Origin of the sequence: Bacillus sp. NTK034, from assembly GCF_017303275.1 — a bacterium.
Lineage (GTDB): Bacteria > Bacillota > Bacilli > Bacillales > Cytobacillaceae > Cytobacillus.
The window spans coordinates 353,231-366,898 of record NZ_JAFKOJ010000003.1 but is presented as its reverse complement, the minus strand read 5'-3'; the positions used below and the strand labels follow the sequence as shown (position 1 = coordinate 366,898).

The following is a 13,668-nucleotide window of genomic DNA, read 5'->3' as shown; positions in this document are numbered from 1 at the left end:
TGGAACTGATTTTTCTTTGTGATAAATGCTTATTTCCACCAATTATCGTGCATGGATGCAGGCAGCTGGCGCTTGTGTTCTGATACCAGGTAGCGTTTTTCGATTTTTTCTGCCGCTTCCGGACTTACTGGTTTTCCTTCAAGGTAATCATCCAATTCATCGTATGAGATACCTAATTCAGTTTCATCAGCCTGTCCGGGTTTCTGGTCAAGAAGATCTGCTGTAGGCACTTTTAAGTATAGTCTTTCCTCTGCCCCAAGCTCTTTAAGAAGTGCTTTTCCCTGTCTTTTTGTCAGTCCGGACAGCGGCAGGACATCTGCGCCGCCATCGCCATATTTTGTGAAGAATCCAGTCACTGCTTCTGCAGCATGATCCGTGCCGATGACCAGCAAGCCATACTGGCCGCCAATGGCATATTGGGCAATCATTCTCATGCGGGCTTTAACATTGCCTTTATGATAATCCTTCAGCGGTTCTTCCGGAATTATTCGATCATACTCGGTTTTCACTTCATCGACTGCATTTTTAATATTAAAGACCACTTCTTTGTCGGCCTGAATAAAGGAAAGGGCAAGCTGTGCATCCTTCTCATCCTGCTGAACGCCGTACGGAAGGCGGACTGCGATGAATGTTGCGTCCTTCCCTTCTTTTCGAAGCTCTTCAACCGCAAGCTGCGCAAGTCTTCCGGCAAGAGTGGAATCCTGGCCGCCGCTTATGCCTAAAACATAACCTTTTGCATTTGTTTTAACAAGATAATCCTTTAGAAACTCAATTCTTTTCTTTATTTCTTCCTTTGGATTGATAGTCGGATTTACATTTAAACTTTCCATAATTTCTTTTTGCAGATTCATTGCAGGTTCCTCCCTCTTCTTAAAGCTTCAGCCATTTATATTTTCTTTCACCTGGCTGATCATTTTCATCTTATTATCCCAGCACTCCTGGCTAAGGTCGACTGGGTATTCCTCCGGATTCAGAGAACGGCGGTACTCATCCCATAATACATTGAGATTATCCTTTGCAAACTTCTGCATCTCTTTTAAAGATGGAACTTTATAGGTAAGCTTGCCTTCGTGAAATATCACTTTATGCAGCTCCCTGGCTTCGAAATTTGTAACGAACTTGCTTATAAACGTGTGAACAGGATGGAACATCTTAAGTTTTTGCTCAGCTTGAGGATTTTCATGATCCAGCGCAATATAGTCCCCTTCTGATTTATGGTTATCTCTGTTAATAATCCGATAAACCCTCTTTAATCCGGGAGTTGTCACTTTTTCCGGGTTGCCGCTTATTTTTATCGTGTCAGCCATTTTGCCATTTTCATCTTCTATTGAAACGAGTTTGTAAACAGCCCCTAATGCAGCCTGCTCGTACGCTGTAATGAGTTTTGTGCCTATGCCCCAAATATCGATTTTCGCCCCTTGAGCTTTCAGGTTTATGATGGTGTATTCATCCAGATCATTTGACGCAATAATCTTTGCTTCAGGAAAACCTGCATCATCCAGCATTTTTCTTGCTTTTTTAGAAAGGTAAGCCAAGTCCCCGCTATCAAGCCTTATACCTTTAAAGTTAATTTGACCCTGCATCTCCTTTGCCACTTTAATTGCGTTCGGTACTCCTGATTTAAGGGTATCATACGTATCGACGAGAAAAACGCAGTCCTTATGGGTCTGGGCATATTTCTTAAAAGCAGTATACTCGTCCCGGTAAGCCTGAACAAATGAATGGGCATGGGTTCCTGCAACCGGAATGCCAAACTTCTTGCCTGCTCTAACGTTAGATGTGGCATCAAAGCCGCCGATATAGGCTGCTCTTGTTCCCCAGATGGCTGCGTCCATTTCATGGGCTCTTCTTGAACCGAATTCCATGGCTGTTCCGTCGCCAATTACTTCTCTGATTCGGGTTGCTTTTGTAGCAATCAATGTCTGATAGTTAATGATATTCAAAATAGCAGTTTCAATAATCTGGGCCTCAGCCAGGGGAGCTTCTACACGCAAAATTGGTTCATTGCCGAATACAAGCTCACCTTCTTCCATTGATTTGATGGTCCCTGAAAACCTCATGTTTTTCAAGTATTCGAGGAAATCTTCTTCATAGTTCAATTCGTTTTTTAAGTACTGCAGATCAGTGTCTGTAAATCTGAAGTTTTCTATATACTCAATAACTCTTTCCAGGCCGGCAAAAATTCCATAGCCGTTGCCAAAAGGCAGCTTCCTGAAGAACACTTCAAAGACCGCCTTTTTAGTATGTATGTTGTCTTCCCAGTAAGTCTGTGCCATATTTATTTGGTACAAATCAGTATGCAAGGCTATACTATCATCCGCAAATTCCCTCTGCATTATCTTAAACCTCCTGTGACAAATATAACAATTCCTATTAAAAATCTGCTATCTGCTATTATCCCCCATTCAATATTTTATCATCTTAAATAGATGAAAAATTGGCTATTATTTTAATAGTAGTGAAGTTTCTCGCCTTAATCAAATTTTTCAGCCTCAAGCCATACAGTTATTTACCCGTTAAGGATTTTTTTACACATTCTTCTTCAGTTGTTCGTTATATTGAACAGTGATATTATCCTGTTATAACACTTTGAAATTATTTCCCGAGTGTCGCTCGCTGAAATGTTATTTTGAAATATGAAGCAGGAATATTCCCTCGGACTGTCGGACTGCATTTCCCGATTAGGGCAATCACCAACTTTCTGCCCTCCGCATAGGATGTCATGAACTGACAAGGAGGGCTGTGAGCTATGGAAAGACGGGACCTTTTGCCTTTCGTTGTGACCGCATTTTTTGCCGTAATGATTTCGCTCTTTGCTTTCTCCCTAATGGATTCAAAGGATGACACGCCAATAACCAAGACCATTCCAGATGGCCAAAGCAAAAGCAATGACAGTGATATCAGCAATCAAGTAAAAAATAATATAAAAGGAAATAAAGCTAATGTTAATAACTCAATCGACAACGATTTGAATAATGGTGAAGATAGCCAAATTGATAATAATGTTACGAATGACATTGAGGTAAATGTAGACGTTAATGTAACAAATACAATCAAAAATAAAGCTGATAAAAATCAGGACTCCGGTCAAACAGGAAATGAAAATGAAAACAGCGGCAGCGATAAAGGTGCGAAAAATGAACAGGATGGCAAGTCTGAGGATGATGAAGTCGTTTGGGGTGTAGACTCTGCAAGTCTCACCACAAGCGACTTGCTTTCATGCGTACGGGAGAATTTCGGATCTCCTAAAGTCTGGGGACGCTATTTAGGTGAAAAGGAAGGTGTATCAGCAGGCATTACACCACAAGAGGCCAAACTTCTGCAAGACAATAATATTAAATTACTCGTGATTTGGAATCGATTTAATGATGCAACAGGCCTTGAAAATGGACAGAGTGAGGCAAAAGCAGCTGTTCAATTGGCACAGGAGCTGGGGATACCGGAGGGAGTAGCGATTTTTGCGGATATTGAGCCAAATTATCCTGTTGATTCTTCCTTTATTGAAGGCTGGTATCAAGCAATGGAGGAGTCACCCTATCATCCCGGCATATACGGGATTTTTGATAAGGAACAGGCCCTGACTAAATCTTTCAGTGAAGCTGCAGCTGAAAATTCTTCCATACTTGAAAACACATTCATATGGACTGCTGCGCCAAATATAGGAATCACTGAGCAGAAACAGGCACCTGGATATAAACCTGAAGCTCCTGCAAATTCCTTGATTGCAGGCTGGCAGTATGGAATTGATGCGGAGGAGTGCAATATAGATACAAATTTATTCAACAAGGACATTCTGGATGTTCTTTGGTAAATATAAAAAATAAAGAGCCCGCAACGGCTCTTTTATAATTTGAAGCTGTTTTTAGGCATTCCGGTATTCCAGAACTGGCTCATGACAAACGGAGTGCCAATAAACACAGGAACTACATAATAGCTGAGACGATAAAACATGAGAATCAACAGCCCCAATTCGGTGGGAACACCCTGTGATTCCAGTCCGATCAAAAATACAAAATCAAAGGAACCAATGCCTCCAGGGATCATACTCGCAATGCCAGCGCAAGCTGAAATGATGACAATGGGAAACAGCACAAAAAATGAAATCGATACTTCCAGGGCCCGGGCAATTCCCCAGATGCATATAATAATAAATAGCCACTCCGATAAAGAAACAGCCAGCAATTCTCCTGCAAATCCTTTTTTGATGTGTTTCATATTCCAAAAAGACGCCTTAAAAATGTAAACGCCAAGCAGCAGAGGTGTATATGCCGCAACGGCCCAAACGGCAATCTTTATAAGTTTAACATCATCGTATAAACGTAAATCTGTAAAAAGGACCATCCATGACAATATGGACAAGCCGGTGAGGTAAAAAAGCGACAGCTTGGCAATAATTTTGATATACGGAGTATTGCCAGTCAAGTAATCCTTATAAAAATAGGACCTTAGTGTTGCTCCGGCCACACCTCCAAATCCGATAAAGTTAGAGAATGCGTTGGCAGATAAAGAATAAAATAATAGCTTTTTTCTAGGCACTTTAATCCTGAAAAGCCTTTGGAGTATTTCATCATAGAAATACATTGGAAAAAGTGCAGCCAGTCCCAATAAAAGGATAAAAAATAGTCTTCGGAAGGTTAGCCGGTCAACATAAAGCTCAAGGAGAGCCCAATTAAAATCATTGAATATCCCTTTTGCTTCCATCATGACAAACAGCAAAATGAATAAGGGTACGAGGAGTTTGGCAAGCGTTATAATTGTTTTTTGTTTTAACAAAGACAAAATACCCCACCATTCATGTAGTGAACTAGAGATAATGATTATTTAATCTCCCTGATAGAGTGTAGCATACTAAAGCGGACAATATATACCTTCTCCTATTATATTCCTGCATAGATACAATAGAATGGGACAAACGATAACTTTTTGCAATTGGTCATATCTGCAATTGTTTTCAATGCAGCATTCAATTATACTTAAATCTGTGAATAGAGGTGAAATAATATCTTTGAAATATTAACTGAATCGTCTTTTATTTCATCAGAATATACTCTTTATTTAACATATATTATTGGTTTAGCAGCAAAGCTGTTAATCATTTGGAAAATAGAGCCGACTTTATGCAATACCAGATATATTGAGAACGAAAAAAGACAATTTGAAAGCCTTCCAGGTTTTTACATGGTTCGGGGCTTTATTTGCGATTCAATTCAGTCCTGGATAGCAAAACTTATTCTAAAAAAAGGCCAAGATAGTGATGAGCCTGAAGGTCTCTCCCCTATTTAAAGAAAAAAATAGCGGGAGGTTTGACCTGTATGAGAAAAATTAAACTGTTATTAGCCATTACCATGATTACTGTACTGCCAATATTCTTATCTGCCTGTCAGGCTCAAGGCGGACAAGGAACAGGTTTTTTCCATCATTATTTTGTCGATTCCTTTGCTTTGGCAATACATGGAACAGCCGTTTTCTTTCATGGTAATTTCGGCCTGGCCATTATCTTCATTACCATAATGATTAGGCTGATATTAATGCCCTTAATGCTGAAACAATATAAAAATCAAAGCGAAATGAAAGAAAAAATGGATAAGTTAAAACCTGAACTTGAAAAAATTCAGCAAAAGCTGAAAATAGCGAAAAAACCACAGGAGCAGCAAAAGCTGCAGCAGGAAATGTTCGGTTTGTATCAATCTCACGGAGTAAATCCTTTGAATGCAGCGGGATGTCTGCCAATCTTTATTCAAATGCCCATTCTGATGGGGTTCTATTATGCCATAAGAGGGAATCAGGAAATAGCTGCACATTCATTTCTCTGGTTCGATCTTGGTCATTCTGATATTTGGATCACAATCATTGCAGGAATTGTGTACTATCTTCAGTACCGGTTCACTCTAACGAATATGACTGCGCAAACGCCAAAGCAAATGAAATTGATTGGTCTTTTGTCTCCTGTAATGATTATGCTTGTTTCTTTAAATGCACCTGCCGCTTTGCCGCTATATTGGACTGCGGGCGGATTATTTTTAGTTTTTCAATCATGGCTTGGCAGAAGATTGTATACGAAAAATAAACCTGATACTATGCAGTTCATGTCAGAATCATAATTACATGGGGAGCGGGCTTAATGCCTGCTCCTTTTTTGTCTATTTTATAAAAGAAATCTGAATAACCTCACCTATTATTGGAAAGATAAGAGGGAAAAACGGAAGGAGGAAAGTGAATGATCAAAGGTAAATTATTAATGGCAGGGGCATTGTCAGCTGCATTACTTGCAGGCTGCGGCATGAATGACGCGGATATGAATGAAACAGCTCAAAGAAACAGAGACTTGACAGAGCCTACAAAAGTGAACAACAGCAATTATGGCGAAAATGGACGCACCACTGAACCCGGGATTGATCTTACCCGCACGGGAACAAACAATGAGAATCGAAATGAATCCCCTCGAATGAAGGTTGCTGATAAAGCTGCCGATAAAATTACCTCTATTCCAGAGGTTGAGTCTGCGAATGTAATTGTGACAGACAATAATGCATATGTTGCCGCACGCTTGAATGATGGAAATGGGGAATTGACTAAGGATGTCGAGAAAAAGATTTCCGATCAGGTTAAAGCAGTCGATCAGGACATTGATAATGTATATGTTTCTGTTAACCCCGACTTTTATGATCGAATGACTGGATATACTGAGGACATTCAAGCCGGTCAGCCAATTGAAGGATTTTTTGATGAATTTACAGAAACAGTCAGGAGAATTTTTCCTACACAAAGGTAAAGGAATATTAAAAACGGCCCATTTTAACAGGCCGTTTTCTTCTTTGGATTAAGCATCATGGAAATAATCTTTATAAAATCCGCTTACTTTTCCGGAATTGTCTGTGATGAAATAGAATTCTTCAGTTTCATTTTTTACATCATAGGTATTCCCTGCTGTCAAAGCCCGGTTTACAATGTATTTTGCTGCATCTGTATGCACGCATTTTACTTTTTTCAATGTTTCTCGTTCATGCCATTTTAAATGAATCATAATTGCCACTCCTTCATAATCTGCATTACTTACTATGATTAGTTTTTATTATAAAGAATACGAACTGTTGTCTGCAACTGGATTCTCATTAACTGCTGGCATTAATTTCATAAATTTCCGGAATCGGCTGATTTTATCCGCCTCAAATGTATACACTTCTCCGGTTAGCGTGTTTTTCATTGTTATATAATTAATTTCACAGATTTGGTCTATTCGTACAAACTCTAAATGATCATAATGTTCGTTATCATATTCCACTTCATAAAAGCCATTATCTGCTAAAATTTTCATTTTGATGACCTTCTTTCTAAGATGATGGCAAAGGTAATATACCACCCGCTTAGCCTGTTTCAAACCACCAAATAAAAATTTTGCGCTATTTTAGCAAATTTCAATAGATGAAAACTGGTCAGCACAGAGAAAAATCAATATGGGCTAGTACTAAGCATCCAATCTAATTTGAACACCCAGTTTTTCCAGCTGCTGTTCAAGCTTTCTGTAATAATCGTCACTTACTCTGCCTCTTGCTCCCCGGAGAATTTCAAGCGCGTAATGGTCAGGCGGGGGCAGCTCCCCCTTTTTATTGTAGACATGAAAAGTCAGGACATCTCCAAAAAACTTATCTCCAACTTTGACATTCACAAAGGCAGGACGATACCATTGTCCATAAAAACCTTCTCTATGAAACAGGTATTCTACTGCTTCATAAGGAAGTTCATATAGAACTCCTTCCGTGACGCCGCCATTTTCGATAATGTCTGCCCTTCCTCCATCCTCCCTGGAAAATAGGTATTGCATCGAGTAACCTGCCAGCGTTCCCCCGCCGACTATGGTTTTGAAGTGGTGATCTATTTTTGCCACGCAAAACCGCTCATCATCCATGCAGGAACCGTAAGCAAAATAAAACGTCTTTTCGGGCTTTTCCTTCATTAAGCGATAAAGCTTCCAATCTCCATGTAGAATGGGTTCGGCTAAAAGATCATCCCGGCAGGAGACATATACTAGTGCATTTACTTCTCCGGTATCAGTATGTACAGTCTGTTCCACACGGTCATATAAATTATCTTTTCTGCCCGGGATATAATCCTCAAGTTCATCCAGGTCAGTGAAATGATCTAAATGCACTTCATAAAGCTCTCCATACACTTTTTGGTCAAGTGATGATTTCATAGAGGGATAGCCAAGTCCTGTATCAAATAACTCCCCATATACCCATGCCTGCTCGGCAATGCAGGTACTGCCTTTTAAAACGAAGTGATTTGACTCATGTTTTCTTAAGGTTCCATAAACAAACAGCTTTTGTGTTGTCATTAGTGCTTGCTCCCCCTTATTCTTCTCTTTTGTTTATTATACTACCATTTTCTGAAGATTCTTTTCAAAAAAATAAGACGGATAGTAATCTCCGTCCTAGCTGCATTGGCATACTGTGAACTTCTTTACTAAAGGAAGCTTGCAGAAAAATTTTTCCTTCGTATTTTCCTGGAACGGATTAATTTGGTTAAGTTCAGCAAATTCCTTCCGCTTAGCATTATTCAAAACTTCAATGACATAAATTTCCTCGTACATCTTCTATCTCTCCCTTCAATTTATCTTTAATCTCATTTTAAATACTTTACGCAGTAAAAACATTGGCAATGGGATTGAGATTTATTAAGACTTATGAATGAAGGAATGAGGAGTTCTTTAGGAAAGCGGAAGGCGCCCGCCTATTGGCTTATACCCGAGAGCCGAAGGCGCCTGGAGCTGGACAGTTATCTAGCTTCAGAATCTATACATCTTATTACATAAAAAAACCTGCTGGAATAGTCCCAACAGGTTAAATGTACTTTATTTCAATGTATTTGCTTTTTCAACGACTTCTTTAGCCTTTTCACGGAGTCTGAATTTCTGGATTTTACCAGAAGCCGTCATTGGATACTCCTTTGTAAATTCTATATAGCGAGGGATTTTATGGCGTGAAATTTTCCCTTTGCAGTATTCGCGAAGTTCGTCTGGTGTTAATTCAGAGCCTTCTTTTACGATTATCCAGGCGACCACTTCCTCCCCATAGACGGCATCTGGAACTCCAACCACCTGAACGTCCAGAATCGCTGGATGCGTATAAAGAAATTCTTCAATTTCGCGGGGATATATATTCTCTCCCCCGCGAATGATCATATCCTTTAGTCTTCCAGTGATTTTGCAGTACCCGTTCTCATCCATAACAGCGAGATCACCTGTATGCAGCCAGCCATCTTCATCAATGGCTTCTTTTGTAGCATCAGGATTTTTATAATATCCCTTCATGACATGATAGCCTCTTGTACACAATTCCCCTTGTTCTCCAAATGGTACTTCTTTATTGGTGCCTGGTTCCACAATTTTCACTTCCACATTCGGCAGTGCTCTTCCGACTGATTCCACTCTGAGCTCAATCAGATCATCCGTTCGAGTCTGCGTTATGACGGGAGAGGACTCTGTTTGACCATAGGCAATGGTTATTTCGCTCACGCCCATCCTTTCAATAACGCCTTTCATGACTTCAATAGGACAATTGGAGCCAGCCATTATGCCAGTACGGAGAGCCGATAGATCATACTTTGAGAAGTCAGGATCATTCAGCTCTGCAATAAACATTGTCGGCACCCCATGCAGGCCTGTACATTTTTCATCCTGGACCGTCTGCAGAACAGCTTTAGGACTGAACTCCTGCACAGGCACAATGGTTGCGCCGACGGATATGCATGCCATCGTCCCCAGCACGCACCCGAAGCAATGGAAAAACGGAACAGGAATACATAAACGGTCATCTTTTGTTAAACGCATGCAATTAGCAATATTATAGCCATTGTTAACAATGTTGTTATGGGCTAGCATAACCCCTTTTGGAAACCCTGTCGTCCCTGATGTATATTGCATATTGATGGCATCATCCGGGTCCAGGCTCTCCATACGCTCATTGAGTTCTGCGTCTGTAACTGATTCGCCCATCCTGATAATATCTTCCCAGCTGTAAGTCCCGGGAAAGCGTTTTTCTCCCATCACGATAACATTTTTTAAAAAAGGAAGTCTTTTGCTTTTCAGCTGTCCCGGCTCAGAATTCTTTAGTTCCGGAACAATACTGTATAGCATTTCTATGTAGGAGGTTTCTCTGAACTTTTCCATTAGAACAATAGTTGTACTGTCAGATTGCTTTAATAGGTATTCAAGCTCGGCAGCTTGATAGTTTGTATTAACTGTTACAAGGACAGCACCCATTTTGCCTGTTGAGAACTGGCATGTAAGCCATTCTGGCGTATTGGTTGACCATGCGGCAATATGCTCTCCTTTTTCAAGACCCAGCTTCATAAACCCTTTGGCAGCAAGCCTGCAGTATCCATTAAACTCCTTATAACTCATTCGGAGCCCGCGATCTGCGTAAACTACAGCTTCATGATTCGGGTGAAGACCGGCTTTCTCCTCCAGGAGCTTCCCTACTGTTAGATTCAATAATTCCGTCATCCAGAAATCCTCCTTGGTATATGATGATCTAATTAATGTGTGAAGAGTTCTCTAAGATGCTGATATATAAAACGCTTTCATTTTATGTTATCATATATTGCTGAATATTCAATATTTTCATATATTAATAACTTATAAATTTTTCCGGCTGCAATTTCATATCTCTTAATTTATCAAATTTGTATTCTTTAATAGTAAAAAGCCGCCCCTTGTTATAAGAGCAGCTTCCTTATGTTTAAACTAAAATAGTTCCGTCCCATTTAAAAATAAACAGTTTCAAATAGATTTATTTCTTTTTCAAGACCAGGAGAGAACTGGGCAGCAAAGGGCTTCTCCCCCCTTTTTTTCAGGACTTCAATAGCCTTTCCTTCATTCTGCAATGGCTGGCAAAAGGTGATATTAGCTGATCCAATTTCAATGGATGCTCTCTTCTCTTTTCCATCGTTGCTTATGTATACATCACCCATGGAATTTGGCATAATAGCCTTCCAGGACTCCGCAGACTTTTCACAGTCATTGGAGGCAATAAATACTGCTTCGATTTTTTTATTTTCAAGGTTTTCATCAATAAAGCCAAGATGTCTCAGTTCTTCAAATCTTCTATCGTCTTCCACGCCCCAGTCAATAAAGAAAGGATATTTATAATCGGGATTTTCTTTAAAGAACAGCATCTTCCATGAAAGCATGCTGCCATCCTGCCTCTTTCTGCTTCCTTTAAAAATCGGAAGGGTCTCAAAGCCCTTTTTCTTTAATTCAATTCTTAGGTCTTCAATATTACTGGTTCGGAAGCAAAGCTGCCCGAGGCCATCCCCTAAAGGGAGTTCATCTGTCAGCTGGTTAATGAGCGGATTTTCAGCATCAGCGGCAATATGATTTTTTTCAATTGATAGAAATTCAATGTATGACTGTCCGATATATAAAAGGCTGTTATATGTCCCCCAGTTTTCATGGCTTCCTCCCAATACTGCTTTATATCCCTCGTTCCTCCACCTCGCCGCTGCTTCAGATGGATCAGCTTTAATAAAGTGGACGAGATGGTCCAGTGCCAGATTCATTATCGGCTTCCTCCTTTATACAATCTATTTATATAAATCTTACCTTCGGTTTGTATTCCAGTCCACTATCAGCTGCTGAAATGGGCCTGCAGAAAATGTCATCATAATGAAATAAATCTTTTCTTTATAAAGGGTTCACAAAAACTTAAAAAACCTTTACAATAATTAAAAATAGAATATTCAATCCATTTAACCAGGAGGTATGCATAATGAAAATTATGAGTAATGAACAGCTGGTCTTCTCGTATCGTGATGCATTGAAGTCGGGGTCTGAAAAGGAATGGATTAGGATATTAAAAACGGAGATTCAAAAACGGGGATTGAAGCCGTTTAAAGAGTAAGTTTCAACTTAATATTAATTTGCCAAATACTTAGTGGGTATGTAGAGCGGGAGCTATTCCCGCTTTTTTTAATATTTTCGCAAGGATTTTGGCAGTTTATTTGCTTTTTTAATATTTTCATATTCTTGTTGACTTAGAACTCCTAGTTTCTTTAACACTGTACTATATTGGAGTATCTTCATCTGCCTTCTTCTCAAGCTGATCACCTGCTTTTTTATTATAATATTCATAACACGTACAATGTTTCCTTAATGCAAATAATTTTCCATAATAAAAAATAAAACCAGAGCGAATCTCCGCTCTGGTTTGTCATTTTATTATGCTTCAAAAAGAAGGCTTTCAGGATCTTCGATCAGTTCCTTGACGCGTTTCAGGAATGTGACAGCCTCTTTGCCGTCAACAATTCGGTGGTCATAAGAAAGTGCGATATACATCATAGGACGGTTTTCCATTCTTTCAGCATCAATTGCAACCGGGCGCAATTGAATGGAATGCATTCCAAGAATACCAACCTGTGGTCCGTTAAGGATTGGCGTAGACATCATGGATCCAAATACTCCGCCATTTGTGATAGTGAAGCTTCCACCCTGCAGGTCTGATAAGGCAAGCTTGTTGTCTCTGGCCTTCACCGCAAGGTCCATAATATCCTTTTCGATTTCAGCAAAGTTTTTGCGGTCTGCATCACGTACAACCGGAACTACAAGACCTTCTGGTGCTGACACGGCAATACCAATGTCATAGAATTTTTTTAGGACAATTTCATTGCCTTGAATTTCAGCATTTAAATAAGGATTTTTCTTAAGGGCTGCAACTACCGCTTTTGTGAAAAATGACATGAAACCAAGCTTAACATCATTTTCTTCGAAGAATTTATCTTTGCGCTTCTTGCGAAGGTTCATCACATTTGTCATGTCGACTTCATTGAATGTAGTCAGCATCGCTGCAGTTTGCTGAACTTCTACAAGGCGGTTTGCAATTGTCTGGCGGCGGCGGGACATTTTGATTCGTTCCACTTCTTTTCCGCCGGCCTGCTGTTCTGCAGGTTTTGAAGCTGCTGCCGGTTTTTGCGGCTGTGCTTGCTGTTTTGCTTGATTTGGATTGAAGGACTCAACATCCTGGGTTCTGATTCTGCCCAGTGGATCAGCTGTCGGCACCTGGCTTAGGTCAATCCCTTTTTCTCTTGCCAGCTTGCGTGCTGCCGGAGAAGCGATCGGACGCTGTCCGCCAGCTTTTTCTTCAGCCGCTGGCTGTTCGTGCTGAACCTCTGCTTTTGGCAGTTCAGCTTTAGGAGCCTCAGGCTTTTCTTCCGCTTTTTCTGGAGCAGGTGCAGCTTCTCCGCTTTCATTAACGATAGCAATGGTTTCACCTACATTAACCGTGTCGCCTTCCTGGGCTTTAATTTCCTGTAAAACACCGCTATGTTCAGAGATTATTTCAACGTTTACCTTATCAGTTTCAAGTTCTACAACATAGTCACCCTTATTTACAGTGTCACCAGGCTGTTTTAGCCACTGTGCCACCGTACCTTCTGTAATGGATTCTGCCAATTCCGGAACTATGATTTCTGCCACCTTAATTTCCTCCTTATTGCTTGCGTGTTAAAGTGAAACTTCAATCAGTGGGGGAATTTTCCCACTGATTGTTAGTCGCGTTCTAGTGTCGCTAATATCTCCGCTAACGCTTCGATCTATCGACACTACGAACCCGATTGGTTCAACTAAGCCCCTGCCTGCGCATCGGCAAGTTTCACTGTATCTCACCAAACGGG

14 protein-coding genes are annotated in these 13,668 nt (G+C 40.3%); 4 read left to right on the top strand and 10 right to left on the bottom strand.

Annotated elements, in window-relative coordinates:
- Window positions 1-29: 29 nt before the first annotated feature.
- Together nadE and JI665_RS12555 are read right to left on the bottom strand one after the other, a co-directional pair.
- Window positions 30-851, bottom strand: a complete 822-nt coding sequence (gene nadE, locus JI665_RS12560) for an ammonia-dependent NAD(+) synthetase (protein ID WP_206839759.1) — start codon at window positions 849-851, stop codon at window positions 30-32.
- 27 nt (window positions 852-878) lie between these two features.
- Window positions 879-2,336: a nicotinate phosphoribosyltransferase gene (locus JI665_RS12555; RefSeq protein WP_206839758.1), complete on the bottom strand. Its 1,458-nt coding sequence runs from the start codon at window positions 2,334-2,336 to the stop codon at window positions 879-881.
- 413 nt (window positions 2,337-2,749) lie between these two features.
- Here JI665_RS12555 and JI665_RS12550 point away from each other — a divergent pair, with 413 nt between their 5' ends.
- Window positions 2,750-3,811, top strand: coding sequence for a glycoside hydrolase domain-containing protein (locus JI665_RS12550; protein ID WP_206839757.1), 1,062 nt, complete (start codon window positions 2,750-2,752; stop codon window positions 3,809-3,811).
- Window positions 3,812-3,843: 32 nt separating this feature from the next.
- On the opposite strand, the gene JI665_RS12545 is transcribed toward JI665_RS12550, so the two are convergent.
- Window positions 3,844-4,773, bottom strand: coding sequence for a lysylphosphatidylglycerol synthase domain-containing protein (locus JI665_RS12545; RefSeq protein WP_244671165.1), 930 nt, complete (start codon window positions 4,771-4,773; stop codon window positions 3,844-3,846).
- A 539-nt stretch (window positions 4,774-5,312) separates the two neighbouring features.
- Between JI665_RS12545 and yidC the strand changes: the two genes are divergently transcribed.
- Together yidC and JI665_RS12535 are read left to right on the top strand one after the other, a co-directional pair.
- Complete coding sequence (gene yidC, locus JI665_RS12540; RefSeq protein ID WP_206839755.1) at window positions 5,313-6,101, top strand: membrane protein insertase YidC; 789 nt, start codon at window positions 5,313-5,315, stop codon at window positions 6,099-6,101.
- A gap of 116 nt (window positions 6,102-6,217) precedes the next feature.
- The gene (locus JI665_RS12535; RefSeq protein ID WP_206839754.1) at window positions 6,218-6,772 is read left to right on the top strand and encodes a YhcN/YlaJ family sporulation lipoprotein; all 555 of its coding nucleotides are present in this window, start codon (window positions 6,218-6,220) and stop codon (window positions 6,770-6,772) included.
- Window positions 6,773-6,820: 48 nt separating this feature from the next.
- On the opposite strand, the gene JI665_RS12530 is transcribed toward JI665_RS12535, so the two are convergent.
- The 6 genes from JI665_RS12530 to JI665_RS12505 all read right to left on the bottom strand — a co-directional run bounded on the left by JI665_RS12530 (window position 6,821) and on the right by JI665_RS12505 (window position 11,559).
- Window positions 6,821-7,024, bottom strand: coding sequence for a DUF6501 family protein (locus JI665_RS12530; RefSeq protein WP_206839753.1), 204 nt, complete (start codon window positions 7,022-7,024; stop codon window positions 6,821-6,823).
- A 48-nt stretch (window positions 7,025-7,072) separates the two neighbouring features.
- Window positions 7,073-7,315 carry a hypothetical protein gene (locus JI665_RS12525; RefSeq protein ID WP_206839752.1) on the bottom strand — a complete coding sequence of 81 codons (243 nt, stop codon included), beginning with the start codon at window positions 7,313-7,315 and terminating at the stop codon, window positions 7,073-7,075.
- 150 nt (window positions 7,316-7,465) lie between these two features.
- Window positions 7,466-8,335: a gamma-glutamylcyclotransferase gene (locus JI665_RS12520; protein WP_206839751.1), complete on the bottom strand. Its 870-nt coding sequence runs from the start codon at window positions 8,333-8,335 to the stop codon at window positions 7,466-7,468.
- Between the two features lie 96 nt (window positions 8,336-8,431).
- The gene (locus JI665_RS12515; protein ID WP_206839749.1) at window positions 8,432-8,590 is read right to left on the bottom strand and encodes a hypothetical protein; all 159 of its coding nucleotides are present in this window, start codon (window positions 8,588-8,590) and stop codon (window positions 8,432-8,434) included.
- Window positions 8,591-8,851: 261 nt separating this feature from the next.
- Complete coding sequence (locus tag JI665_RS12510) at window positions 8,852-10,504, bottom strand: AMP-binding protein (RefSeq protein WP_206839748.1); 1,653 nt, start codon at window positions 10,502-10,504, stop codon at window positions 8,852-8,854.
- A 260-nt stretch (window positions 10,505-10,764) separates the two neighbouring features.
- On the bottom strand, window positions 10,765-11,559 hold the full coding sequence (locus JI665_RS12505; protein ID WP_206839747.1) for a VOC family protein: 795 nt from the start codon (window positions 11,557-11,559) through the stop codon (window positions 10,765-10,767).
- A gap of 209 nt (window positions 11,560-11,768) precedes the next feature.
- Between JI665_RS12505 and sda the strand changes: the two genes are divergently transcribed.
- Window positions 11,769-11,900, top strand: a complete 132-nt coding sequence (gene sda, locus JI665_RS12500) for a sporulation histidine kinase inhibitor Sda (protein ID WP_206839746.1) — start codon at window positions 11,769-11,771, stop codon at window positions 11,898-11,900.
- A gap of 317 nt (window positions 11,901-12,217) precedes the next feature.
- Here the strand turns inward: sda and odhB are convergent, their stop codons facing one another.
- Window positions 12,218-13,471: a 2-oxoglutarate dehydrogenase complex dihydrolipoyllysine-residue succinyltransferase gene (odhB, locus tag JI665_RS12495; protein WP_206839745.1), complete on the bottom strand. Its 1,254-nt coding sequence runs from the start codon at window positions 13,469-13,471 to the stop codon at window positions 12,218-12,220.
- Window positions 13,472-13,668 lie beyond the last annotated feature (197 nt).